The organism is Aureibaculum luteum, from assembly GCF_003449015.1.
GTDB lineage: Bacteria > Bacteroidota > Bacteroidia > Flavobacteriales > Flavobacteriaceae > Aureibaculum > Aureibaculum luteum.
In genome coordinates, this window is the sequence record NZ_QRGD01000005.1 from 1 (window position 1) to 25,653 (window position 25,653).

Genomic DNA, 25,653 nt, shown 5'->3' on the forward strand with positions numbered 1-25,653 from the left:
TTAGCAACCTTGCAGCTTACTAATGGTTCAGGGCGTTACCCATGCCCATAAGGGACTTGCACCCTCTAGATTAATTCTTTACTTTCGTAAGGAAAAGATGCCCATGCTGGGCACACACAAGGTATAAAAGCAATAGCGGTTTGGGTTTTAACTCAAGCCGTTTTTGTGATTAATTAAGTATATTGCAATCACGAAAGTGAGTGCGTTTTAATCCGCCACTGCTCTTATACTAAACGTTGTAGGCTATTAACTAAAAGATAACAAATCAAAAATAAATGATTGACATCAAAGATTTTATATCAAATATCCCATCCTTTCTTCTACTAGAAAAATATACTTCCCCTTGGAGCATAACCGAAGACATAAAAGAAATAATTAAGGCAATTATACCAAATCTTGGTGCGGATTTTAACATAGAAAATGGAATTGCCATTCATAAGTCTGCAGTTTTGGAACAAGGAATAACCTTAAAAGGTCCAATAATTATAATGGACAACTGTCAAATTGGTGCTAATGCCTATTTCAGAGAAGGTGTCTTTTTGGATAGTTTTGTAAAAATAGGACCTAATACGGAAATAAAAAATAGTATGATATTTTCACATACTGCAGTTGCTCATTTAAACTATATCGGAAATAGTATTATCGGTAGAAATGTAAATTTTGAGGCGGGTTCAATCGCAGCAAATCACTACAATGAGAGAACGAAAAAAAGGATTTATGTAAGTTTCAACAACAAAATAATTGATACAGGATTGGAAAAATTCGGAGCTTTAGTAGGTGATAATTCTAGAATTGGTGCGAATGGAGTTTTGTCTCCTGGAACACTATTAGAAAAGGACTCAATTGTAAAAAGACTTGAATTAATTGAACAATGTAAAGAAAAATAAAAACGGCTACAGCAAAAGCTAAAATTTATTGTGGCAAAATTTTCTGCCGAAAATTCATCTCTTTAAACCATCGCTTGGTCTCGGTAGAAAGGTCCTAACACGCTAGAGCGTAGCATACCACAATTTAACCGTTAAACGAACCCTACAAATTATCCAACTGATTTTTGCTTTTATCGTCACTAATGGTCCAAAAGAAGCCTACAAAAAAGAAACGATCGGCACTCGGCACAATGGCTTGGCGTTGAAACATGCCATTTACATCTGGGGTATTGGCATAAGTATAACCATACGTATTTTTAATACCCATAATATTAGAAACCGATACAAATAGTATTTTTTGTTGTGAAATTAAATAACTCCAATTCACACTTAAATTATTGTAAGTTTTCGTTTTTCCACTCATAAATTGATTGGTATTGGGGTTGTCATAAGGTCTACCACTAGCAAAACTATAAGTTACTCCTACTTGGCTACGCCAATGGTTAATCCAATACTTTGTTACTAAAGAGGCATTGTGTTTTGTGGCAAAACTTGGAGTTACTTGCTCAGAAAAATCGTTATACTTTCTTTTGGTATCTAAATACGAATAGGAAACCCAATACTGTAGGTTTTTAATATTTTTACTGTCTTTCCAAAACAAGTCTATGCCTTTTGCATAGCCAAATCCGTTATTATTAAAATTTGCTGATGGAACATCAATTTCGGTATCATACTGCAACAAACTGGCATAATCTTTATAATAAACTTCTGCTCTAAACAATTGCTTATTCTTTTTATATTGGTAGTTTAAAATATAATGTGTTGCCTTTTGAAAGCTTAGGTTTTGCTCAATTTTTAATTCATTATTTTGAGGTGTTTGATAAAAATCACCATAAGCAAAAGACAATTGCGATTGTCCGTTTAACTTATATGCCAACGATACTCTTGGTGAAAAAGCGTAGTCTTTTAATAGAGCATTATATTCACCACGCACACCAAATTTACCTGCAAAATCAGTTGAGAAAAACACTTCAGATTCTGCAAATATAGACCCCATAGTATGGGTAAATGAGTATTCAAAATTTTCAGTTTGGTTTGCACTTCCCTTTTCATTAAAGTTAATAGATGTCAATTCTGCTCCATAAGATAATTTGAATGCATTACTGAAGTTATGCTTTAATTTGGTTTTAAAATGTAACGCATTTTCCACATCATTTACATCGGTTTCTTCGAAAACTACATCTGTATTACTGTTGCTATAACTAAGACCCGTTGTTAATTTTAAATCATTTCCTATAAATCCGTCATAAGACAAATTCGTATACCAATTGCTGTCTTTTAATTTGAAGCGAGCTAAACCGTCATAATTGATATTCTCTTGCTCCACATCAAACTTAGAAAGACTATAGGCGGTGTAAAACTTAAACAAACCGTTTTTTGTATTATGCCTATAAACCGCTTCACCAGAAAGAGATTCAGGCAATTTATTCCACGTATCGCTATCAGGAGCTAAATTGTTATACGGAGCTAAGTTGATATAACTGGCATTTATAGTTAATGCATCTTTTTTCCATTTTTGAGTATGACCTATGCCCAACCCTAAAGACATCAATGAAATGTTAGTTTCATTCTGTTTAGGCTCTTTAATGGTGTTTAATAACAATACACTAGATAAAGCATTACCATATTCAGCGGAATATCCACCTGTACTGAATGTAATTCCGTCAAACAAAAATGGAGAATAACGACCTCGTGTTGGGGTATTATTTGTGGTAGAGATATAAGGTTTAAAAACTTGTAATCCGTCAATATAAACTCCGGTTTCATCAGCAGTTCCACCGCGTACAAATAAACGTCCATCCTCCCCTACGGTTTGCGTACCTGGTAAGGTTTGTAAGGCTCCAATAAAATCACCAGCAACGCCAGCAGTAGTAACAACATCTAATGGACTCATTACAGAAACAGCAGTAGTACCACCCGCCTTAAGGGAACCTACCGAAAGTACAACAGCATCCAAAGCGTTTATCGCCTCTTTTAATACAATTTGTAACTCGTTTAAGGTATTAACGTCGCCAAGTTGTCTAAACGTATGAAAATTCAAATTGGAAACGACCAGCGTTTGCTCACCTGTTTCAGTTGTTGTAAATGTAAATTTACCGTCTAAATCAGTTGTAGCACCGTCATAAGTGTTTTCTAAATACACATTGGCACCTGGTATTGGTTCTCCTTTCTTGTCACTAACAGTACCCGAAATGTTTGTTTGAGCGTGGAGTTGGGTGAATATTGTTAAAAATAGTATGGTGAAAATTGTTTTTATAGCTTGCATCATGTTGATTTTATGATGCAAATATTAGATAACCGAGTGGTTTAGCATAAAAACACTATCTGAATTGTAATTCTTTTGGGGTGAATTGTAAAAATTACTAATATTAATAACTAAATTTCGTTTAGTACTCTAAAACAAAAGCTTTGATGCCTAGAATAAATAATATGAAAATTAACCTTTCCTTTTTAATTGCTATTAGTAGTATATTACTTCTTACAAATTGTAAATCAACTGCAAACATTGCAATTCATCAAAATAAAAAGAAAGTATCAATTAAAAAGAACGATCAGATTGTTTCTATTACAAAAAGTCCTTTTTCATTTTATTTTAATATAAACAAGTACACTAAAACGAGTCCTGTTGTTGCAAAATTAGCCGCATTTTCAAACAAAAATGATTTAGATGCATTGAAGGTTGGTTTAAATGTTAGCCAAACGGAATGTTTTGCCCTTGGTGATGCTTTAGCACTAAGACCTATTACGGGCTACGATGCTCTGTTTATTCTTGATTATGGTTTTCATGCGTTGTATTATGAAAATTCATTAGATAAATCAGTTGAACTTATTTATGAAAAAGATGATTTTGCAAATGTTGCTTTTCATATAAACCAATTGTTTACCAATGGCCAATACATTCCATTTGAGGCATATAAACTACCCAAAATCTACATTGCTTTATTTATTGATGCGAATACAAATAACACCATTGATGAAGAGGAGTTAACTAAGTTTAGCATTCAGTTTATTAACAAATAGTCTACAACACAACGACTAGCTTCATACTAATATTGAACTACGAGAAAAATATTTAGTGTTTGGTCTTACATCATTTTCCCAAAGAAAATAGCATTCATTAATAACTTATTAGTGCCGTACCAAAAGGCTCTAAAATTGGTGTTGTCTGTAAAAACAATAACCTCACCTCTTCCCATACTTGCTGTTTTGAACGGAATGGTTCCTTTTATTGCTGTTAAATTCTCTTTAGAAATATAACCACTTAATAAGGCTTTTTTAGTGTACTGTAACGGTTTTTTATAATTAGTGCTATCAGGATTTATAAAGAGTGTTGTATTTCGAAATAACGCTATTTTATTCTTGTTATACCCATAACCAATAGGGTGTGTTAAATCTATCTCCGCTTCAAAAATAGCACCTCCAATTACCTGAGCCCCTCTAAAGTCAGCTCGATCAGCAAAGGAAACATCTTTTCCTGTTATTTTAGATTTTTTAAAATCTAATTTTATAAAATTTTTACTTTCTAACCAGCGTAATGCATTTCTATACCCAATTAAAACACCTCCATTTTTAACAAATGTTTTTAAATCATCAGTAGCTTCATTTAATGAACTACCCGATGTATTTGCTATTATAATTGTTGTGTATTTACTTAAATCTGCTCTTCCTAAATTTTTAGTATCCAATTTTGTAATAGGTATTTGGTATCTCGTATCTAATAAATGCCAAATTTCACCGGCATCAGAAGTTGTAATACCATCACCTACCAACACAGCAATTTTTGGTTGTTCTAAAGATTTAAAATAAGTACTCCCTAAATCTATACCTTTGGTAATTCCCGTTGTAGCTCCGTCAAAATTAACACCTGTTTCTATTGCTATTTCTTTTAATAAACTGTTAATCTCTTCACTTGTTTTAACTTGATTGGCTACTGGAATTAAAATGGTCCCATAATCATACTCTTTATTTCCAATGATAAACGGTTTTGTAGCCACTTTAGCTCTAAGATTATTTTTTAAAATAGTGTATAGAGCCTTTGGTGTGTAGTATTCATCCCATTCAAAAACATAGGCATAATCACTATTTCCACTGACTTTACCTTCTGGAAAATCGAGTGAATTAACAACTTCTCCTGCCGATGAAAGACTATTGGTATACCCATAATTTAAATCAAAAGCCATAGGCAAGGTCCATGCAGAAACATCATAAAATAAACTATCTTGAAAGCTAGTTCTGGTTTCAAACATAGCCTTAATCATTCTATAATTAGGTTGATCGGCTGGTATAATATAACTATCATTTGTCGTAAATTTAGTACCGCCAGCGGTAACACTTGAACTTAATTTATGGAATTTAATATGCTGACGTTCTAACATTTTAGCAAATTGATAGGTTTTACCCTTATCATTTTTATCTCCAAAAACAATGGCTTTATTTTTATCTTTATATACTTCTTGTTTTGCGTTTTGATAAAAACCGTACTGATATTTCAACAATTCTTCACGCATATTAATACCTGCTTCCAATGTAGATAATACCGCAGTAAACTGATTACGAATGGTAAAAGGAAAAGTTAACAAACCATTCTCACTATCTTGAGCATGACCTCTAGAACTAGCTTGTTCAAATAAAATACCAATCCCCCCATTAATATCCGGAAAAGTAGAACCTTTTCCGTAATAAAAATCATCGTAACGTTCTTCTGTAAAATATAGTGATCCAATTTTATCAAAAGCTTTAGCATGGTATTCACCAATTTTTGCCGTTAGTTTTTGATTTAGTTTTGGCGTTAGTGGATGTGTTCTTGAAGGAATACCAGGTTGAAAAAAGAAGGATGAATTCGTTCCCATTTCATGATGATCCGTTAAAATATTAGGTTTCCATTTATGAAACGTTTTAATGCGAGCTTGAGATTCTGGCAATTGCGTCACCAACCAGTCTCTATTCATATCAAACCAATAATGATTTGTTCTACCGCCAGGCCAAACTTCATTATATTCTCTATCATTATTGTCTGATGTAATATTTTGATTTTTATGAATGTTAACCCAACTGGCAAATCGATTTAATCCGTCAGGATTAAAAGAAGGATCAAATAGAATTATTGTTTTATCTAACATTTCATCTATTTCTTTACCTTCGGCTGCAGCCAAATAGTATGCCGCTAATAAACCCGCATTGGCACCACTAGGTTCATTACCATGTATGGAGAATCCTTGATACACTACCACAGGCATATTACTTACATTTACAGCTGTATTTGCAGCATCAGACAATTTTAAATGTTCTGTTCTAATAGCTTCAAGATTAATATGATTTTTAACAGAAGTTATCGTCAGCAATAAGAGGGGTCTGCCTTCATATGTTTTTCCTCTTTCTTCTATACTAATTCTATCTGAAGCCTTGGCTAAGGCTTTCATATAGTATACTAGCTTGTCATGAGAAACATGCCACTCACCTACTTGAAACCCAATTACACTTTCTGGCGTAGGTATGTCAGCATTATAACTTACATTTTGTGGTAAATAATAACTAAGATCTATTTTTTCTTGAGCATATATAATTGAAGTAATAATAAAACACAGAAATAATACTATTTTTTTCATGTAGTGCAGTGTAAGTAAAAGTTGAAGATTTTGGGCTAACGAAGTTCTTTAAATAATTAGATTACCTTAAAAACATATCCTAATAACCAATATAGAATTAGAAAAACAAAAAAAGTACCGATACATCCACATCTTCCTCCTCCAATTTTTTTTGCACCAAACCAAGCTATAATTATTCTCAATAATTTTTCCATAATAGTATTTATTTCTCGTAAATATACTTGAATTTCATTTATTTAAAAAAGTTGTTATTAGATAAAACAAATTGAATAATAATTTCAGCAGAAATCATCCAATTCATTGGGACTTAAAAAAACTAAAACCACTCATTTTATTACACAAAAAAAAGACTACCGATTAAGGTAGCCTTTAGTTCAATTTGAGTTAGTAATACTATTAAATATCGTCAAAATCTACATCAGTAAAACTAGTAGTAGATTTAATTTCTTGTTCTTCAACACTGTCTTCGGTTGGTTTTTGATAGTCTTTTTGGTGACGTTCAGAAATTACTTCTTCACCTTTTTCATTAATAATATAGTCAGTTGCTTTAACTAACATTTCATTAAACTCAGTAAAATCTTCTTTATACAAATAGATTTTGTGCTTTTTGTAATGGAATGAACCATCGTCATGCGTAAATTTTTTACTTTCAGTAACTGTTAAATAGTAGTCTCCAGCTTTTGTAGATCGTACGTCAAAAAAATAGGTTCTTCTACCGGCTCTTAATACCTGAGAAAAGATTTCTTCTTGTTCTGTGTATTCTTTATCACTCATAATAATCTTAACTTAATATTGGTAAAATTTAGTAAATTACATGACAAATCTAAAAAAATAAATGATTTGAACAACACTTTATTATATTTCTTTTAATTTTTAAATTCAATTAATGAGCACTTTGCTCCATAAGTTGTTGGTTATAAATATCTTGATAAAAGCCCTTTTGATTAAATAATTCATCATGAGTACCATTTTGCACAATTTTACCTTTATCTAAAACAATAATTAAATCTGCATTTTTAGCAGATGAAACTCTATGCCCAATAATTATTGATGTTTTATCCTTACTAATAGTTTTTAAATTGTTTAATATAATCTCTTCTGTTTCCGTATCAACAGCAGATAAACAGTCATCAAAAATTAATATTTCAGGTTCTTTAATAATAGCTCTTGCTATAGAAATTCTTTGTTTTTGACCACCTGATAAGGTAACCCCTCGTTCACCTACAAAAGTATCATATGACTTAGAGAAATCTTCAATATTATCATGAATATGGGCGTTTTTTGCCGCATTTTCTATAACCTCTTTAGCGGCATCTTCATTACCAAATTTTATATTATTGGCTATCGTATCAGAAAATAAAAAGGCTTCTTGTGGCACAAAACCGATGCTTTTTCGTAAGCTGGTTAAATTAATTTTTTCAATAGGTTGATCATCAATTAATATCTCGCCTTTATCTACATCATACAATCTGGCTATAAGTTCAGCAATAGTAGATTTACCCGAACCTGTTTTACCCAAAATGGCTAACATTTTACCTTTTTCAAGCGTAAAGCTTACATCTTTTAATGCTGTTGTATTGGTGTCATCATAAGTAAAGGTCACATTTTTGAATTCAATTTTACCTTCAATTTTTGTGGGTGCTTCTATTGAATTTTGAATTTCTGGTTCGACATTTAAAAACTCATTAATCCTTTTTTGCGACGCTTCTGCCTCTTGAACTATCGAAGTTACCCAGCCCACAACTGCAACCGGCCATGTTAGCATATTCACATAAATTATAAACTCAGCAATAAGTCCAAAAGAAATCAGGCCATCTAAATACCTTAATCCTCCAATATAAACCACCATAATATTACTTATACCGATTAATAAGATCATCAATGGAAAAAACAGTGCTTGCAATTTATATAAGTCAATGTTCTTTTCTTTACTTTCATCAGCAACTTCATTAAAATCTTTAAAGGTGGGCTTTTCTATACCATAAGCTTTAATAACATTCATACCTGAAAAGAACTCCTGTGTAATAGAAGTTAATTTCGATAATGTTTCTTGCTTTATTCTGCTTCGTTTATTTATCTCTCTACTTAAAAAATAAATTGATATAGATAATATTGGCAAAGGCACCAACGTATAAAGTGTTAGGGTAACATCTTTTTTCAGCATATATGAAATAACAATAACAAACAATGTTATCATATTTATAGTATACATAATTGCCGGTCCAAAATACATTCTAACCTTACTTACATCTTCACTAATTCTATTCATTAGATCTCCAGTTCTATTTTTTTTATAGAAATTTAACGAGAGCTTTTGATAATGTTCATAAATTTCATTTTTGAGATCAAATTCTATGTAACGAGACATATTAATTATGGCTTGTCTCATTATAAAAGTGAATACAGCAGCAAGTAAAACCGCACCAAGCATTAATAATATGTTTTTTGACAACAAATCTTTTACGGCTTGTAAATCGGTAGTTTCCCCGTTTATATACTTTTCTACTCCATCTAAAGAATCACCAATAAGTATTGGCACTATTAGTGATAAAATTCTGGCAATAATAGTACAAATGGTACCTATAATTAGCCGTTTTTTATATTTTACAAAGAATTTATTTAGATAACGTAAAGCTTTCACGAGATAATTTTGAATTGATAAGCATTAAAATTTTGACACCAATGCGTAATACTCTACCTTTGTCAAGATTTTTTTATATCGCCGAATATACAAGTTTAAAATGATAGTACAAATTCTAAGTTCTTTGACTTATAAAATGCCAAGTTTATGCTAAACAGGAGACACCTGAGAATTAAAGTGATGCAATCTGTTTATGCCCTATTGCAATCCAACAGTGATGATTTAGTTAAGGAAAGAAAATTCTTAACCTATAGTATTAATAAGATTTATGACTTATATGTGTTGCAATTAAACTTGCTTGCAGAAGTTAGAAACTTAGCTGAAAAACATCAAGAAATTGCCAAGAAGAAATATTTGGCCACTAGTGAAGATAAAAATCCAAGCAGAAAATTTATCGATCATCCTTTTTTATTAGGTTTAAAAAATAATCTTGCATTGCAAGAATATATTAAAACACAAAAATTAAAGAACTGGAAAGAAGATAGCGAGTATGTTCGATTAATTTGGGATGCTATTCGTGAAAGTGATATTTATGCTGATTTTATAAATAATACTGAGACTACTTCTCCAAAAGAAGATTTAAACTTTATAAGTGAACTTTATAAAAATGTAATTGCACCTAACGATAAGTTATTTGATTATTACGAAAGCCAATTGATTACTTGGGTAGATGATATTCCTTTTGTAAATACTTGGATTCTCAAAAACTTAAAGAAAATAAATCCTAATACGCGATTTGACAAAAGTTTGCTATTTAAGGATAAAGAAGATGAAGAATTCGGACTGGATTTATTCAAAAAAACAGTATTACACCACCATGAATTCATGGATGATATTGATGCAAAAACACCCAACTGGGATAGTGATCGAATTGCAGAAGTAGACTTTATCTTAATGAAAATGGCAATGGTAGAATTGATTTACTTCCCTTCTATACCAACTCGAGTAACTATCAATGAATATATAGAAATTTCTAAAGATTATTCAACAAATAAGAGTAGCTTTTTTATAAACGGAGTTTTGGATAAAATTTTAAAAGAGTATACTACCGAAGATAAGATCAAAAAAATAGGAAGAGGATTACTTTAAAATTCCTTAATTTTACCCTCGTTGAGGGTTTAGTAAAAATATATTAAAGCGAGTGTAATATACACAATTATAAAACAAAATATTATGAAGTTACAAGTAAAATTATTAGCATTTTTAGTTGTATTCACTTTATTTTCATGTAAAGATAATGCGACTTCAAAAATTAAAAAAGAAAATTTAGAAATAGCCAAACAACGCGATTATAAGATGACCGAAGGTGCTTCTATCATTTCTTTTTCTAAAACCGAATATGATTTTGGTACCATTAACGAAGGTGATAAGGTTGAAACTACTTTCGATTTTAAAAATACCGGAAAATCTGCATTAATTATTACAAATGCAAGTAGCACTTGTGGCTGTACAATTCCTGAATATCCAAAAGAACCAATACCGGTTGGAGGTACTGGATCAATTACTGTGAAGTTTAATTCAGCAGGAAAACCAAATCAACAAAACAAAGTAGTAACATTAACAACAAATACAGCTAGTGGCAAAGAAACAGTTGTTATTAAAGCGAATGTAACACCCAAACAAAAAGCAAGTTAAAACAAATTATTTATGTATTCAACAATTTTATTACAAGCCGGAGGTGGCGGAATGGGGAATTTTATATTAATTCCCGCAATGTTATTGGTTATTTATCTTTTTATGATAAGACCACAAATGAAAAAAGCAAAAAATGAAAAGAAATTTCAAGCAGAAATAAAAAAAGGTGCAAAAGTGATTACCACAAGTGGTATTCATGGTAAAATTGTAGATTTAACTGATGATGCAGTTGTGATTGAAACTGGAGCTGGTAAAATTAAATTTGAACGTTCTGCAATATCAATGGAATTAAGTAAAAAATATTTAAGCCCTGTGGTTAAAAAATAATTTTTATTTTATAATAATTAGAAGTGAGTTTTATTTTGGTAAAACTCACTTTTTTTGTTTACTTTTAAAAGATAATGAAGGTCAAAAAATATAAATCAAACAGCAAAATTAAAGCGACTAAAAAAACCAAAATGATTTTGGGGTTTTTAGTTTTATCTTTTTTGTTTTGGGTATTGATTAAACTATCAAAAGAATATATAGATGTGGTGCCGGTTAATGTAGAATACATAAACCTGCCCAAAGGTAAAATGCTTCAAAAAGAGCCCCAAAAAACCGTACAACTTACATTAAAAACGTTTGGTTTTGATCTCATTAAATACCATCTTTTTAAAAGAAAAGTAAAAGTTGACTTACAATCAATAAAACCCAAAAACTCAAGCCTATTCTATCAACCGTCTGCAAATTTATTGACTGAAATACAAAGTCAATTACTGTCAGATGTAGAAATATATTCCATTAAACCAGATACGCTATTTTATAATATCGGACAAGCGATTACAAAAACAGTATCTATTGAAACCAATCTGGAAATAGATTATAAATCTGGTTATAATTTATTTGGAAATTTAAAAATTGAACCAAATGAAGTTACAATCTCTGGTCCTGAGCTCTTGGTAGATTCTATTCTAAAAGTTGTAACACAAAAGAAAACGTTAGCTGACGTAAATTCTAATTTTGAATTTACCATTCCCATTCTACAATTAGAAAATAATTCAAAGGTAACCTACTCTGTAAAAGAAATAAAAGTTAGTGGTATTGTAGATAAATTTACGGAAGCTAAATTTACCATACCAGTTCTTGTTAAAAATTTACCAAAAAATTATAGCATCAGCACATTTCCAGACAACGTTGAAATCGTTTTTCAAGTAGGTATTTCAGATTATAATAAAATCAATAAAAATGATTTTAAAGTAAGTTGCGATTACGAACGTTCTGTAAAAGATGGACTCAACTATTTAATCCCTAAAGTTGTTTTAAAACCCTCTTATGTTTCTGACATTAGAATAGTACCAAATCAAATAGATTATTTAATTAAAAATGATTAAAGTAGGCTTAACAGGTGGCATTGGTAGTGGTAAAACAACAGTGGTTAATTTCTTTAAGGAATTAGGTGTACCCGTATACATAGCTGATATGGAAGCAAAAGAATTAATGAACACTTCTAAATCTATTCAAAAAAAATTAATAAAGGTTTTTGGACCTCAAGCTTATATAAATGGGAAGTTAAATAGGCCATATTTAGCTCAATTAGTTTTTAATGATGAAGAGAAATTAGAAGCAATCAATAGTATTGTGCACCCCAAAGTTGCTAAACATTTTTCCAAATGGTTACAAAAACAAAATGCTCCTTATTGCATACAAGAAAATGCAATTATTTTTGAAAATAATAAAGCCGATGATTTTGACTATATAATTTCAGTTACTGCACCTAAAGATATTAGAATCGAAAGGGTTTTAAAAAGAGACTCCGCTTCTAAATCGCAAATTATGGCTAGAATTAATAATCAATGGGATCAAGCAAAAAAAAATGAGTTAGCCAATTTTGTTATTGAAAATATTAATTTAACTGACACCAGAAAGCAAGTTAAAAAAATACATGAAACATTGCTTAAAACGACTTCTGATTAGTGAATTTCTTAAAAAACTGTTAAATTATTATTCTTTTAGTTAATCTTAGTTAAATCAATACTAAAGATTAAATACTTAGGCTAAATTTGTTATTAATGAATAAACGTGTATTTGTACTCTTAATTATATTAATGAGTATTGCCTTAATAGGCATAATTTCTGTTCAAATTTATTGGATAAAAAGTTCCGTTGACATACGTGAAAAACAGTTTGAAAATGATGTCAAATTTGTATTAGCAAAAGTCTCTGAAAATATTCAAGAAAGAGAAATTAACGATTATTATAGAGATTTCAAATCTGTAATTGATAGTGCAACTAGATCGGATGGTGAATTAATAAAAAAAGATTTCTATTTTTCAAAAATAGATACAGTGACCAATGAAATATTTTCATTCAGACAAAGTATTTTGGAAAATAGTTTTAAAACCGACATCCCCTTATTCGAAAATGATTCTTTAATTTTTAAAGATATCCTTTCGGAAGAAGTACAAGAGATAAGTTCTTTTGATGATTTTTTTCAAAATGATTTAAGTGATGTAACTCCGACAGAACGAATCTATAATGTGGCTAGAAGAAATAGATTAGAAGCTTTAAATTTTGAGAATAATTTTAAAAAAATTGCAGCACAGAAACCTATTTATGATAGAATTGGCACCAATGAAATATCTTTAAATCTAGAGAACGAGTTACGTGACAGAGGGGTTGATATCAATTTTAATTTTGGGGTTTTTGGTGATGGTTTAGCGACGAAAGTAAAATCGTCTAAGTTTAAAAATATTGAAGGTAAAAGTTATAGTGTTCCTTTATTTATTGAAGATGATGGCAATAGTAATTATGAATTACGAGTAACATTCCCTTCAAAAAATGAATATATTTTCGCTTCAATTACTAATATATTGATATTAGCAGCAGTTTTTATATTAGTGATAATGTTGGCTTTTGGGAGTGCTATTTATCAATTAATAAAACAAAAACAGATATCGGAAATAAAGACTGATTTCATAAATAATATGACGCATGAGTTTAAAACACCAATTGCGACTATCAATTTAGCATTGGATGCTATTAAAAATCCAAAGATAATTGGCGATAAAGATAAAGTACTACGATATACTGAAATGATCCGTCAAGAGAATAAAAGAATGCATGGTCAGGTAGAAAATGTGTTGCGAATTTCTAGATTAGAAAAGAAACAATTAGATATTTCGCAAGGAGTTGATGATTTACACGACATAATAGAAGATGCAATAACTCACGTACAACTTATAATAGATGATAAAGGTGGTTATATTAATTTACACTTAGAAGCATTACAAAGTGAAATAATGGTTAATAAATTTCATTTCACTAGTGTCATTACTAATATTTTAGACAATGCTATTAAATACACTAACGAACCGCCGAAAATTGATATTTATACAGAAAATGCAGGTAATTATATAATTGCACATATTAAAGACCAAGGTATTGGAATGAATAAAAATGTACAAAAGCATGTATTTGATAAATTTTATAGAGAACAAAAAGTTAATATTCACGACGTTAAAGGACATGGTTTAGGCCTGTCATACGTAAAAAAAATAGTTGAACACCACCATGGTAATGTTTATGTAGAAAGTGAAAAAGGAAAAGGAAGCACGTTTACAATAAAATTACCGTTAATTTAAAAATTATGGCAAATAAAAAAATATTATTAGTTGAAGATGATCCAAACTTTGGTACAGTATTAAAAGACTACCTTATGTTAAATGATTACTCCGTTACCCATGCAAAAGATGGTTTAGAAGGATTAATTATGTTTAAAAATGACGAATTTGATCTTTGTATTTTAGATGTGATGATGCCCAGAAAAGATGGTTTTTCATTAGCTAAGGACATAAGAACGACAAATACAGATGTTCCCATTGTTTTCCTAACTGCGAAAACTATGAAAGAAGATGTTTTAAAAGGATATGAATCTGGTGCAGATGATTATTTGAATAAACCATTTGATTCAGAAGTCTTATTACATAAGATCAAAGCAATTTTACAACGTAAGGAAATTGACATGAGTGCTGATGACGAAAAACATGAATTTCAGATTGGCAAGTTTTTCTTAAACTCTAAATTAAGACATTTATCTTATGATGGAGGTGAAATACGAAAACTATCTCCTAAAGAAAATAAACTTTTAAAGATGTTAGCCATACATGTAAATGATTTAATGCCAAGAGAATTAGCATTGACTAAAATTTGGAGAGATGATAACTACTTTACGTCAAGAAGTATGGATGTTTATATTGCGAAACTTCGTAAGTATTTAAAACCAGATTCTTCTGTTGAAATTGTGAATATTCATGGAGAAGGTTTTCGACTAATAGTTGGAGATGTTCAATAATTAAAAAGAAAAGACTATCATGTACATGATAGTCTTTTCTTTTTAATTAAATACGGTTATATTTATTAGCCTTCTTCAGACTCAATGCCCATAACTTTACCTTTTTCGCTTACAAGTAATATATATGGAAAGCTTTTTCGCTCTATTTTAAATCTATAAATTTTGTCTGATTTACTGTTTGACGATCTCAATTTATAGCTTACATCTTTAGAAATTTTGTAACCTGAATAACTTTTTAATGTCTCTTTTACACTGTCGGGCACTTCAAGCATTTGTACCTTAAACACTTTTTCTTCTTGGTTATCCGTAGACGTAGACTGAGCATTTATGTTTTGAAGGCCTACATAACCTAAGCAAAGTAAAACTGCAATAATTCTTATATTTTTCATTTTGTGATTTTTAAGTTTAATTATTTTCTTGAACTCCAACTTGTATTGTATCTACCTCCATCAAAATCGTATCCCAACACCAATAATGGTGTTCCATAAGACCCAAATTGTATAGATTCGTTAATGTTAAATTGGTAACCGAGACCTACATACATTTTATCTTTTTTTAATCCCAACAATGGAGAAACTGACAAGGGCTTAAAACCTTGATCATTTAAGAACCTTGTATTAATACCTGCCCAGTAATAGCCATCATCTGTTAATTTTCTAGCTTTAAAGTTAATATCAGAAACTGAACGTCCGTCACCCTCAAAATATTTAAAAAACAAAGAAGGTTCATATTCATATTCGTCGTTATCACTTAAAAATGTATAGCCGGTAAATAAATAATAATTTCTTAATTTTACTGGTTCTGAATTGTCAAATATTTTTGTGGCTTTATTCAATATATTTGAAGCATTGGCACCTACAAAATAATTTTTAATTCTATATAAAGCTCCTACTTCAAAATTATGATTTGAGGTTGATTCACTTGCTCCAACATGCGGATCATTATTTCCTGTACCCGTACCATCATCAAATTTATCTGTATCTATTTTAAAATGATTAAATTTATAAGACAACCCAAATGACAAATATTCATCATCGGCTTCAGATAAAATTAAATGATAAGCGTAAGACAGCTGTGCTCCCATTTGCTTCGTATTACCATTACGGTCGTTATATAATATAACACCTACACCTGTGTTCTCACTTATTCTTGTATCATATGATAGCTGCTGCGTTAACGGAGCGTTTTCTACGCCTAACCATTGAGCAACCCCACTTAAGCGTAGTTTATGCACATCATCTATACCTGCATAAGCTGGAGAAATAACAAAGGTATTCTCTACCAAGTATTGCGAATAAGGTGATAATTTTAATTCTTGTGAATTTGCCATAATAGTAAAGGCAAATAACATTACGGTATAAATATATTTTTTCATTGGGTTGAATAGTTTTTAATGTTATCTATATAAGGTAAAGTTGCCTTTAAACTCTCTTTTGTCACTTGCCGCATTAAGTTTAATGATATACCAATAGTCACCTGATGGTAATAACTTACCTTTATAAACGCCATTCCATGACTGTTGAATTCCTTTATACTCCTTAATTAATCGTTGGTACCTATCAAATATCTTTACCGTGATATTCGGGTATATTGCAATATTTCTAGGATACCAAGTATCATTTATACCATCACCATCTGGTGTAAAGAAATTTGGAATTTCAATATCTTTTACCTCAATTATTTCCGAAACGATACATCCTTTATTATCTTTTACATAGAAGGTATAAAAACCAGCTCCAGATACTGTAAATACATTTGTACTTCCAAAGTCTTCATCTTTAACCTCTGGTGATATTAACTTATCAGTATTCTTAAGCATTGCGTATTGATATTCAGGCTCACCGTTTGTTGCATTAACAACATATTCAACTAAAGAGTTTGCTGAGTTATCTACATTAAAACTCACAGGCGTATATGCTTCAACAAGAACCACAACAGGCTCATCAGTACAACCAGTACTTGTGTTTCTAACTCTAACCGTATGTTCACCGTTCGCCACATCTTCAAAAACATTTGATGTTTGATATGAACCACCATCTAAACTAAATTCAACTTCATTTTCGTATTCCGTTGCTACAGCTGTTATAATTTGATTTTCAGAACCTTCACATTTAAATCCTGCGTCAGCAGTAAATTCTAAAAATGTTAATTGACTTAAAGTAACCGACTCAGTAGTTTCACAAGTATTTACACCTTTTACCTTACGGATTATTATTTCATAATCTCCAGCTACCAATCCACTAAATAATGAGGATGGTTGATAATTTGTTCCACCATCAATACTATATGATAATGCATTACCAGATGTGTTCTGACTTACATTAATGTTAATAGAACCATCACTACCTCCATAACATAAAACATCTTGTTTTTCAACAGTGTATTCAATTTCTGGATCAAAATCAATATTAGCAACAGTTGTGGTTGTACAACCATTCGCATCTTTTACTGTAATAGTATGATCTCCTTCTGTAGAAACTTCGAAAATGTTAGAATCTTGATAGCTTGTACCATTATTGATACTATACTGATACGGTGGCGTACCTCCTGTTCCTGTAGCATCTATTCTTCCGCTTAGGGCATTACCATTACAAGGCATAATATTATCTAAAACACTATTTGTAGCTTGCAATAAAGTTGGTTCACCTATAGTGAATTGAAATACATCAAAACAACCGTCTGTATTTGTAACTCTAACCGAATAGTCACCAATATCTAAACCGGTAAAATCATATGATTTGGCGGCAGTAGGCCCTTCAGTGGCAATAACACTACCAGCTTGTGATAATTCATAAGTAAAAGTAGCGGCATCATCAGTTATACTAACATTAACTTTACCATCTTCACTATCCTTACATAAGGCATCAGAAGGAGTAAATGTAACATCCAAACCAAGAACTGTAATAGTTCTAGTAGTTATAGTACAACCTATTTTTGTTTGTGTAACGGTATAAACGCCTGGACCATTGATTGAAATAGTTTGACCTGTACCTAAATCATTACCATTCTGATCTACCCATTCATAAACGTTATAACCATCATGACCAGAAATTGTTAACGTATTATTACAATACTCTTCAGTACTATCAAATTGACAAGAACTAGTATCTACATATAAATCCATAGAACCAACATTTGGCAATCCACAGCCATTAACTCCTATTAAACCTGGTTGATCTGAAACATTTTCACCAGAAGTTACCCCTCCATATGATGAGCTGATTGTATTTTGTAATAAATTAGTACATGCATCTGTATAATCAAAACAATTATCAGAAGCAGTTACTTGATATCTTATATTATATGAATCTGAAGCACTATTTCTTAAGACTAGTGTATCATCAATAGTAAACGTTATTTGTCTGGTAGCAGCATTAAATGTATGTGTAATTAAACCAGCGGCCAATGGTGTGCCTGATGCATCTAAAAATTCAAATGTAGTATCATCTAATGTTACGTTTAGAGGCAACGTGTTAGTTACCACAGTGCTTGTAGCATCATCAGTACCAATATTTTTAAAATTAACATTATACCAAACTGTTTCACCTAGTTGTACCGGTGAATTATAGGTTATTGGATTGTTAGAAGTATCTTCAACACTAGTTAGTACCTGTAATACAGGCTCAATTATATTTATTGAAAAAGTATTTAAAAAAGTAAAGATATGATCTCCACCTACATTATTTGTTACCCGTACAGTTGCTCCAGTTTCACCATTACCAATTAGCACATTACCCCCATTTAATGGTGTGAAATCTAATATTTTCTGATCCCATCCTAACGTGTTAGAACTATTTAAATTTCTATCGGTGTCTACAACTCCATCATGAGTAATATTACTACTGAAAAAATTATTGATATCATTTGCATCATCATATAATGAAGTAAAACTAGTTTTTCCATCTGCCTTAAATTGCATATGATCACCATACAAACCTAAATCTCCTTCTAAGGCTGCAACCCCCACTTTACCTTCAACAGGACCAGAAGGAGGCGTTGTAAAACCTGAATAACTAAAATCAACTACGTTGTTTGGTGAATTTCTAACCGCAGACATACCATCAAACGTACTGATGTACTTTCGTGGCTCAGATGGATCTTCATATACAATAACTAAAGACCAACCTGCGGCATTATTTGTACCAACATTTGTACTTAAGTCAGCTACATAGTAATCTCCATTAGGGTTGGTAATAGAAGTTACAATACTTGTAACATCTTTATAGAACACTAAATCTAAATCTTCTCTTTTAGAGACGTCTGTTATATCGGCTGTTATTAGCTGATAGGCACCTCCAGGTATTTTAAATTTAACTTCATTAGGAGCCGGAGTTGAAGGAGCACCAACTGCACCCCAATATAAACCAGCATAAACAACTCGGTTACAAGAACCTGTTGTAAATTTAGCACTACTTGAATTAAAAGTATTAGTATCACCATCAATATCAACAAAAACCATATCAATATCATTGTTACGATCTGTACCATTGTAAGGTTGATCACTAGTTTCTCCTAAAATGGAATTTCCGATAATTGTTAATTCTCCATTTATTCCAGTAGATTCAAATCTCTTTTCAAATGGAATTGTAGTTTGAGCACTGGAGATTAAAGGAAATATTAAAAGTGCCACTAATAATAAAAGCGTGATGTAAATAAAATTACACTTTTGTGTAGTTTGTTGGGTTGATTTCATTTTGTACAAGTATTTAGCGAATGAATAAGTAAAACGCGAGTTTGTGTTCTTTAGTATATACATAACAACTAATGAACAAAAATTCCTACCCTAAATATTAAAATAAACTATTATTGCACTAAAAATGAAGAACTTGGAAGGCATTAAATTTTCTTTTAAAATGTGTTCTTTTTTATAAAAAACCTTTCAAAATTGAAAATTAAAACGCAAACGTCTTGCCAGAAAAACTTTGGAGTATTTAATTGTTTTTTATACTGTTTTTTACAATAGATAACAATACGTATAATACTATAATTAAAGGGATTGCGTAGATGTAAAAGAACACTACGAGTACTGTAGAAATTACCAAAAAGGAAAGTTCTATATAATTATTGCTTAAAGAAAAGTTTTTAAATTTTAAAGAGAAAAGTGGAATTTCCGCATTCATTAAAAAACTAAAGAGAAGGGTAATAGCAATTAAAAAATATGGATTTGATACTAGATTAAAAATAAAATCATTATTACCAAAAGCTAAAATTACGGGTAGACTGAGCACGAATAATGCCATAGCAGGAGTTGGTAACCCAATAAATGATGAAGTTTGACGATCATCTAAGTTAAATTTTGCTAAACGATAAGCAGCTGCTAATGTTAAAACTATTCCAACAAATGGTAATAGTTGTACTGTGTGAATTTTAAAACCAATCCAATTCAAAGATTCGGTTTTTTCAAAAATTGAGGCTTCAAATGAATTATGATTTAGAGAACTTAGAATTAACTGAAACATTACAATACCGGGTACCACCCCACTTGTAACAACATCAGCTAACGAATCTAATTGCAACCCCAATTCACTCTGTACATTTAATAACCTTGCTGCCAAACCATCAAAAAAGTCAAAAAAGATACCAATCAACACAAAAATAGCTGCAGTTACTAAGTCATTATTCGCAGCAAAAAGCACAGCGATTACACCAGAAAACAGATTCAATAATGTTATAATATTTGGGATTTGCTTTTTTATGACGTTAGGTTTTAGGGTAAACAAATTTAAAGAAATATTAATAAAATCAATTCAAACATTAATTTATTAAATTATGTTAATAAAATATAGGGATACCTTTTTGTAATTTATTATGATTTCTTACTTTAGCAAACATACAAAAATCCCAAGCAACTTAATGTCAGAACAAACCAAATATACTGAAGATAACATTAGATCACTAGACTGGAAAGAGCATATTCGTATGCGTCCTGGTATGTATATTGGTAAATTAGGTGATGGCTCTTCTGCTGATGATGGTATCTATATCCTTATAAAAGAGGTGATTGACAATTCTATTGACGAATATGTAATGGGTGCTGGAAAAACCATAGAAATTTCAGTAAAAGATAAAGTAGTGACTGTAAGAGATTATGGTCGTGGTATTCCGCTTGGAAAGGTGGTTGATGTAGTTTCTAAAATGAATACGGGTGGTAAGTACGATTCTAGAGCTTTTAAAAAATCAGTGGGCCTAAATGGAGTGGGTACAAAGGCTGTAAATGCCTTATCATCGCATTTTAAAGTACAATCGGTTCGTGACAATAAATCTAAAATTGCTGAATTTGAACAGGGTAACTTGACTTTAGATGATGAAATTCATGAGTCTTCATTACGAAAAGGTACTAAAGTTAGCTTTACACCTGACGAAATCATTTTTAACAATTACAAATACAGAAACGAGTATATCATAAAAATGATTAAAAATTATGTCTATCTCAATACCGGATTGACTATACTTTTTAATGGTGAAAAATATTTTTCTGAAAATGGCCTAAAAGATTTATTGGAAGAAAATATTGCTGAAGACGATATGGTTTACCCAATCATACACTTGCAAGGTGAAGATATAGAAATTGCTTTAACGCATAGTAAATCGCAATACAGCGAAGAATTTCACTCTTTTGTAAATGGTCAACACACCACACAGGGTGGTACACACCAAAATGCCTTTAGAGAAGCTGTTGTAAAAACGGTACGTGATTTTTTTGGAAAGAACTATGAAGCATCAGATGTCAGAAAATCTGTAGTATCTGCCATTAGCGTAAAGGTTATGGAACCTGTTTTTGAAAGTCAAACCAAAACAAAATTGGGATCCACAGAAATGGGTGGAAAATTACCCACAGTACGGACTTTTATCCTTGATTTTGTTAAGCGAAACTTGGATAACTACTTGCATAAAAATCCAGCTACAGCTGAACATATGCAAAGGAAAATCTTACAAGCAGAACGCGAGCGTAAAGATTTATCAGGTATTAGAAAACTAGCCAGAGATAGAGCAAAAAAAGCCAATTTACACAATAAGAAATTACGAGATTGCCGTGTTCATTTAGGTGATATGAAAAAAGAAAACCGTTTAGATAGCACCTTGTTTATTACGGAGGGTGATTCTGCAAGTGGGTCAATCACAAAATCACGTAATGTAAATACACAGGCAGTATTCAGTTTAAGAGGGAAGCCTCTGAATTCCTTTGGCATGAGCAAAAAAATCGTTTATGAAAATGAAGAATTTAATTTATTACAAGCAGCTTTAAATATTGAAGATGGTATAGAAAACCTAAGATATAACAATATTGTAATTGCTACTGATGCGGATGTTGATGGTATGCATATCCGATTGTTATTGATTACTTTTTTCTTACAGTTTTTCCCTGAATTGATAAAAGAAGGACATTTATTTATTCTGGACACTCCACTCTTTAGGGTGAGAGACAAAAAAGAAACCTTTTATTGCTATTCAGAAAAAGAAAAGAAAGATGCCATTAAAAAATTAAGAGGTAAGCCAGAAATGACACGGTTTAAAGGGTTAGGAGAGATATCACCTGACGAGTTTGCAAACTTTATTGGAGATAGCATTCGGTTAGACCCTGTGATGCTTGACAAAGAAATGTCTATAGAACAATTGTTGACTTTTTATATGGGTAAAAACACCCCTGACCGTCAAAAATTTATTATTAATAATCTAAAAGTTGAACTTGATTTAGTTGAAGAAGTATAATGTTAGAAGAAGAAGAAAACCAACCCGAAAATAATCAAGAAAACCTTTCAGATGAAACCATAACTAAGGTTTCAGGCATGTATAAAGACTGGTTTTTAGACTACGCTTCCTATGTAATATTAGAACGTGCGGTACCTGCCATTGATGATGGTTTAAAACCTGTGCAGCGTCGTATTATGCAGTCTATGAAAGATTTAGACGACGGTCGTTACAATAAGGTTGCCAATTTAGTGGGGCACACCATGCAGTACCATCCACATGGAGATGCTAGTATTGCCGATGCTATGGTGCAATTAGGCCAAAAAGAATTACTTATTGACATGCAAGGAAACTGGGGTAATATCCTTACTGGGGATAGAGCTGCAGCTTCAAGATATATAGAAGCCAGATTGTCAAAATTTGCCTTAGAAGTTGTTTTTAATCCGAAAACTACGGAATGGCAATCCTCTTATGACGGTCGCCGTAAGGAACCAATCGATTTACCGGTTAAATTCCCGCTATTATTAGCACAAGGAGCTGAAGGTATTGCCGTAGGTTTATCAACAAAAATACTACCACATAATTTTAATGAACTGATTGATGCCTCTATAAAGCACCTAAAAGGGAAAAGTTTTGTACTTATTCCTGATTTTTTAACAGGAGGTATTGCTGATATTACTAATTATAACGAAGGCAAACGAGGAGGTAAAGTTAGAGTGCGTTCAAAAATATCTCAATTTGATAAAAACACCCTAGTTATCAACGAAATACCTTTCGGTACCACAACCTCTTCTTTAATTGATTCTGTACTTAAAGCGAATGATAAAGGCAAAATAAAAATAAAGAAAATAGAAGATAATACGGCTGCTGCAGTTGAAATATTAGTGCATTTACCTAATGGTGTTTCGCCTGATAAAACGATAGATGCCCTATATGCTTTTACCAATTGCGAAGTTTCTATTTCGCCACTCTGTTGTATCATTGAAAACAATAAACCTATTTTTATTGGTGTTCATGAAATGTTACGTAAATCTACCGATCATACGGTAGCATTATTAAAACAAGAACTTGAAATTCAACTTCAAGAATTAGAAGAACAATGGCATTTCGCGTCTTTAGAACGTATTTTTATTGAAAATAGAATCTATCGTGACATAGAAGAGGAAGAAACATGGAAAGGAGTAATTGCCGCCATAGACAAAGGCTTAAAACCACATACTAAACATTTAAAAAGGAAGGTTACTGAAGAAGATATTGTTCGTTTAACGGAAATAAGAATTAAAAAAATATCAAAATTTGATATTGATAAAGCCAAGCAATTTATTGAAAGCCTTGAAGATAAAATTGCTGAAGTAAAACATCATTTGGCGAATTTAATAGTGTTTGCTATCGATTACTTTAAGAATTTAAAGGAAAAATACGGCAAAGACAAAGACCGTAAAACAGAAATTAGAATCTTTGAAGACATTGTAGCCACTAAGGTTGCTATGAAAAATGCAAAACTTTATGTGAACCGTAAAGAAGGATTTTTCGGAACCTCTTTACGTAAGGATGAATTTGTAGCTGATTGTGCTGACATTGATGACATTATTGTTTTTCTAGAAGATGGTAGAATGATCGTTTCAAAAATAGATTCCAAAACTTTTGTCGGTAAAAATATTATACATATTGCTATTTTCAAGAAAAAGGACAAGCGAACGGTGTATAATATGATTTATCGCGACGGTAAGGCTGGCCCAACTTACATGAAGCGTTTTTCTGTCACCAGTATTACCAGAGATAAAGATTATGATCTGACTGCTGGAAACAAAGACTCTAGCGTACTCTATTTTTCTGCGAACCCAAATGGTGAAGCGGAAGTAGTAATAGTGTATTTAAGAGCTTTAGGTAATGTTAAAAAATTAAAGTGGGACATTGATTTTGCAGATTTAGCAATAAAAGGTCGTAGTAGTAAAGGGAATACCGTTACAAAACATGCCGTTAAAAAAATAGAACTTAAGGAAAGAGGAATTTCGACACTTAAGCCTCGTAAAATTTGGTTTGACGATACTGTACAACGTTTAAATGTTGAAAACAGGGGTGATTTGTTAGGTGAATTTACTGCTGAAGATCGTTTGTTGATTATCACGCAGTCGGGAACAGTAAAAACGATAATGCCTGAACTATCTGCTCATTTTGATGATGATATGATTATTCTTGAAAAATGGATTCCAAACAAACCTATTTCTGCAATTCATTATGATGGTGAAAAAGAACGCTATTATGTCAAACGTTTTATGATTGACAATCCGAACAAGGAAGAAATATTCATTTCAGAACATGCAAAATCACAACTTGAAATTGTAGCTACTGATTTCAGACCCATTGCCGAAGTTATCTTCTCTAAACGGGCCTTAGAAAATGAAACGGTAAACTTTGAAGAATTTATTGCGGTAAAAGGCATTAAGGCAATTGGAAATCAATTGACTACAGATAAAATAAAACAAGTTAATTTACTAGAGCCGCTACCCTATTTAGAGCCCGAAGTAAATACAGTTGAAGTGGTTGAAGAAGAAGAAATAGACAACGAAACAGAAGCTACTGCCCCCATAAAAGACACTGAAAAACCAGCTACTAAAGAAACAAAAGAAGACAGTAATGATGATGATGGTAATGATGAAGATGGTGATGATGGTGATGATGGTGATGATGAAGATAGGCAAATAACGTTGTTTTAAAATGGCAATGTGTTTTTAAATTTTGATTAAATAGTAAAAAGGATATAAACACTCCCGAAGCATCGGAACGTTTAGCTAGCCATACAAGCTAATTAAACGCATTGCG

General features: G+C 31.4%; 20 protein-coding genes. 11 read left to right on the forward strand and 9 right to left on the reverse strand.

The features are described 5' to 3' along the window. Window positions 1-275: 275 nt before the first annotated feature. Complete coding sequence (locus tag D3P13_RS12295) at window positions 276-887, forward strand: DapH/DapD/GlmU-related protein (RefSeq protein WP_117882850.1); 612 nt, start codon at window positions 276-278, stop codon at window positions 885-887. Between the two features lie 142 nt (window positions 888-1,029). Here the strand turns inward: D3P13_RS12295 and D3P13_RS12300 are convergent, their stop codons facing one another. After that, a complete protein-coding gene (locus tag D3P13_RS12300) occupies window positions 1,030-3,195 on the reverse strand; it encodes a TonB-dependent receptor (protein ID WP_317124795.1) in 2,166 nt (721 codons plus the stop codon). Between the two features lie 161 nt (window positions 3,196-3,356). On the opposite strand from D3P13_RS12300, the gene D3P13_RS12305 reads away from it, so the two are divergent. Further along, window positions 3,357-3,947, forward strand: a complete 591-nt coding sequence (locus D3P13_RS12305) for a hypothetical protein (protein WP_117882852.1) — start codon at window positions 3,357-3,359, stop codon at window positions 3,945-3,947. Window positions 3,948-4,012: 65 nt separating this feature from the next. On the opposite strand, the gene D3P13_RS12310 is transcribed toward D3P13_RS12305, so the two are convergent. From D3P13_RS12310 to D3P13_RS12320, 4 genes are all read right to left on the reverse strand, one after another. Continuing rightward, on the reverse strand, window positions 4,013-6,532 hold the full coding sequence (locus D3P13_RS12310) for a M14 family zinc carboxypeptidase (RefSeq protein WP_117882854.1): 2,520 nt from the start codon (window positions 6,530-6,532) through the stop codon (window positions 4,013-4,015). A 56-nt stretch (window positions 6,533-6,588) separates the two neighbouring features. Further along, complete coding sequence (locus D3P13_RS22095) at window positions 6,589-6,726, reverse strand: hypothetical protein (protein WP_198680024.1); 138 nt, start codon at window positions 6,724-6,726, stop codon at window positions 6,589-6,591. Window positions 6,727-6,928: 202 nt separating this feature from the next. Beyond that, complete coding sequence (locus tag D3P13_RS12315; protein WP_117882856.1) at window positions 6,929-7,306, reverse strand: PUR family DNA/RNA-binding protein; 378 nt, start codon at window positions 7,304-7,306, stop codon at window positions 6,929-6,931. A gap of 109 nt (window positions 7,307-7,415) precedes the next feature. After that, complete coding sequence (locus D3P13_RS12320; RefSeq protein ID WP_117882858.1) at window positions 7,416-9,173, reverse strand: ABC transporter ATP-binding protein; 1,758 nt, start codon at window positions 9,171-9,173, stop codon at window positions 7,416-7,418. Window positions 9,174-9,320: 147 nt separating this feature from the next. On the opposite strand from D3P13_RS12320, the gene nusB reads away from it, so the two are divergent. From nusB to D3P13_RS12355, 7 genes are all read left to right on the forward strand, one after another. Further along, a complete protein-coding gene (gene nusB / locus D3P13_RS12325) occupies window positions 9,321-10,262 on the forward strand; it encodes a transcription antitermination factor NusB (RefSeq protein WP_117882860.1) in 942 nt (313 codons plus the stop codon). A gap of 84 nt (window positions 10,263-10,346) precedes the next feature. Beyond that, window positions 10,347-10,808, forward strand: a complete 462-nt coding sequence (locus D3P13_RS12330; protein WP_117882862.1) for a DUF1573 domain-containing protein — start codon at window positions 10,347-10,349, stop codon at window positions 10,806-10,808. 12 nt (window positions 10,809-10,820) lie between these two features. Further along, the gene (gene yajC / locus D3P13_RS12335) at window positions 10,821-11,135 is read left to right on the forward strand and encodes a preprotein translocase subunit YajC (RefSeq protein ID WP_117882864.1); all 315 of its coding nucleotides are present in this window, start codon (window positions 10,821-10,823) and stop codon (window positions 11,133-11,135) included. Between the two features lie 74 nt (window positions 11,136-11,209). Then, entirely contained in the window at window positions 11,210-12,181 is a 972-nt protein-coding gene (locus D3P13_RS12340; protein WP_117882866.1) for a CdaR family protein, read from the forward strand. Next, a complete protein-coding gene (gene coaE / locus D3P13_RS12345; protein ID WP_117882868.1) occupies window positions 12,174-12,764 on the forward strand; it encodes a dephospho-CoA kinase in 591 nt (196 codons plus the stop codon). The genes D3P13_RS12340 and coaE overlap by 8 nt, the downstream gene beginning before the upstream one ends. A gap of 95 nt (window positions 12,765-12,859) precedes the next feature. After that, window positions 12,860-14,431, forward strand: coding sequence for a sensor histidine kinase (locus D3P13_RS12350; protein ID WP_117882870.1), 1,572 nt, complete (start codon window positions 12,860-12,862; stop codon window positions 14,429-14,431). Between the two features lie 5 nt (window positions 14,432-14,436). Then, a complete protein-coding gene (locus tag D3P13_RS12355; RefSeq protein ID WP_117882872.1) occupies window positions 14,437-15,141 on the forward strand; it encodes a response regulator transcription factor in 705 nt (234 codons plus the stop codon). A 65-nt stretch (window positions 15,142-15,206) separates the two neighbouring features. Here D3P13_RS12355 and D3P13_RS12360 read toward each other — a convergent pair whose 3' ends face one another. The 4 genes from D3P13_RS12360 to D3P13_RS12375 all read right to left on the reverse strand — a co-directional run bounded on the left by D3P13_RS12360 (window position 15,207) and on the right by D3P13_RS12375 (window position 20,861). Continuing rightward, window positions 15,207-15,530, reverse strand: a complete 324-nt coding sequence (locus tag D3P13_RS12360) for a hypothetical protein (RefSeq protein WP_157972909.1) — start codon at window positions 15,528-15,530, stop codon at window positions 15,207-15,209. A gap of 20 nt (window positions 15,531-15,550) precedes the next feature. Beyond that, entirely contained in the window at window positions 15,551-16,516 is a 966-nt protein-coding gene (locus D3P13_RS12365; RefSeq protein ID WP_117882876.1) for a PorP/SprF family type IX secretion system membrane protein, read from the reverse strand. Between the two features lie 21 nt (window positions 16,517-16,537). After that, entirely contained in the window at window positions 16,538-19,834 is a 3,297-nt protein-coding gene (locus D3P13_RS12370) for a T9SS type B sorting domain-containing protein (RefSeq protein WP_198680025.1), read from the reverse strand. A gap of 238 nt (window positions 19,835-20,072) precedes the next feature. Further along, window positions 20,073-20,861: a CDP-alcohol phosphatidyltransferase family protein gene (locus D3P13_RS12375; RefSeq protein ID WP_232829181.1), complete on the reverse strand. Its 789-nt coding sequence runs from the start codon at window positions 20,859-20,861 to the stop codon at window positions 20,073-20,075. Window positions 20,862-20,994: 133 nt separating this feature from the next. Between D3P13_RS12375 and D3P13_RS12380 the strand changes: the two genes are divergently transcribed. Then, window positions 20,995-22,851: a DNA topoisomerase IV subunit B gene (locus D3P13_RS12380; RefSeq protein WP_117882880.1), complete on the forward strand. Its 1,857-nt coding sequence runs from the start codon at window positions 20,995-20,997 to the stop codon at window positions 22,849-22,851. Further along, window positions 22,851-25,547, forward strand: coding sequence for a DNA gyrase/topoisomerase IV subunit A (locus tag D3P13_RS12385; protein ID WP_117882882.1), 2,697 nt, complete (start codon window positions 22,851-22,853; stop codon window positions 25,545-25,547). The genes D3P13_RS12380 and D3P13_RS12385 overlap by 1 nt, the downstream gene beginning before the upstream one ends. Window positions 25,548-25,653: the final 106 nt, after the last annotated feature.

Coding starts and splice junctions, on each gene's coding strand:
- D3P13_RS12385 (WP_117882882.1), top strand. CDS start 22,851: ATGTTAGAAGAAGAAGAAAACCAACCCGAAAATAATCAAGAAAACCTT.
- D3P13_RS12380 (WP_117882880.1), top strand. CDS start 20,995: ATGTCAGAACAAACCAAATATACTGAAGATAACATTAGATCACTAGAC.
- D3P13_RS12355 (WP_117882872.1), top strand. CDS start 14,437: ATGGCAAATAAAAAAATATTATTAGTTGAAGATGATCCAAACTTTGGT.
- D3P13_RS12330 (WP_117882862.1), top strand. CDS start 10,347: ATGAAGTTACAAGTAAAATTATTAGCATTTTTAGTTGTATTCACTTTA.
- D3P13_RS22095 (WP_198680024.1), bottom strand. CDS start 6,726: ATGGAAAAATTATTGAGAATAATTATAGCTTGGTTTGGTGCAAAAAAA.
- D3P13_RS12360 (WP_157972909.1), bottom strand. CDS start 15,530: ATGAAAAATATAAGAATTATTGCAGTTTTACTTTGCTTAGGTTATGTA.
- yajC (WP_117882864.1), top strand. CDS start 10,821: ATGTATTCAACAATTTTATTACAAGCCGGAGGTGGCGGAATGGGGAAT.
- D3P13_RS12295 (WP_117882850.1), top strand. CDS start 276: ATGATTGACATCAAAGATTTTATATCAAATATCCCATCCTTTCTTCTA.
- D3P13_RS12310 (WP_117882854.1), bottom strand. CDS start 6,532: ATGAAAAAAATAGTATTATTTCTGTGTTTTATTATTACTTCAATTATA.
- D3P13_RS12365 (WP_117882876.1), bottom strand. CDS start 16,516: ATGAAAAAATATATTTATACCGTAATGTTATTTGCCTTTACTATTATG.
- coaE (WP_117882868.1), top strand. CDS start 12,174: ATGATTAAAGTAGGCTTAACAGGTGGCATTGGTAGTGGTAAAACAACA.
- D3P13_RS12305 (WP_117882852.1), top strand. CDS start 3,357: ATGAAAATTAACCTTTCCTTTTTAATTGCTATTAGTAGTATATTACTT.
- D3P13_RS12350 (WP_117882870.1), top strand. CDS start 12,860: ATGAATAAACGTGTATTTGTACTCTTAATTATATTAATGAGTATTGCC.
- D3P13_RS12340 (WP_117882866.1), top strand. CDS start 11,210: ATGAAGGTCAAAAAATATAAATCAAACAGCAAAATTAAAGCGACTAAA.
- D3P13_RS12370 (WP_198680025.1), bottom strand. CDS start 19,834: ATGAAATCAACCCAACAAACTACACAAAAGTGTAATTTTATTTACATC.
- nusB (WP_117882860.1), top strand. CDS start 9,321: ATGCTAAACAGGAGACACCTGAGAATTAAAGTGATGCAATCTGTTTAT.
- D3P13_RS12315 (WP_117882856.1), bottom strand. CDS start 7,306: ATGAGTGATAAAGAATACACAGAACAAGAAGAAATCTTTTCTCAGGTA.
- D3P13_RS12300 (WP_317124795.1), bottom strand. CDS start 3,195: ATGATGCAAGCTATAAAAACAATTTTCACCATACTATTTTTAACAATA.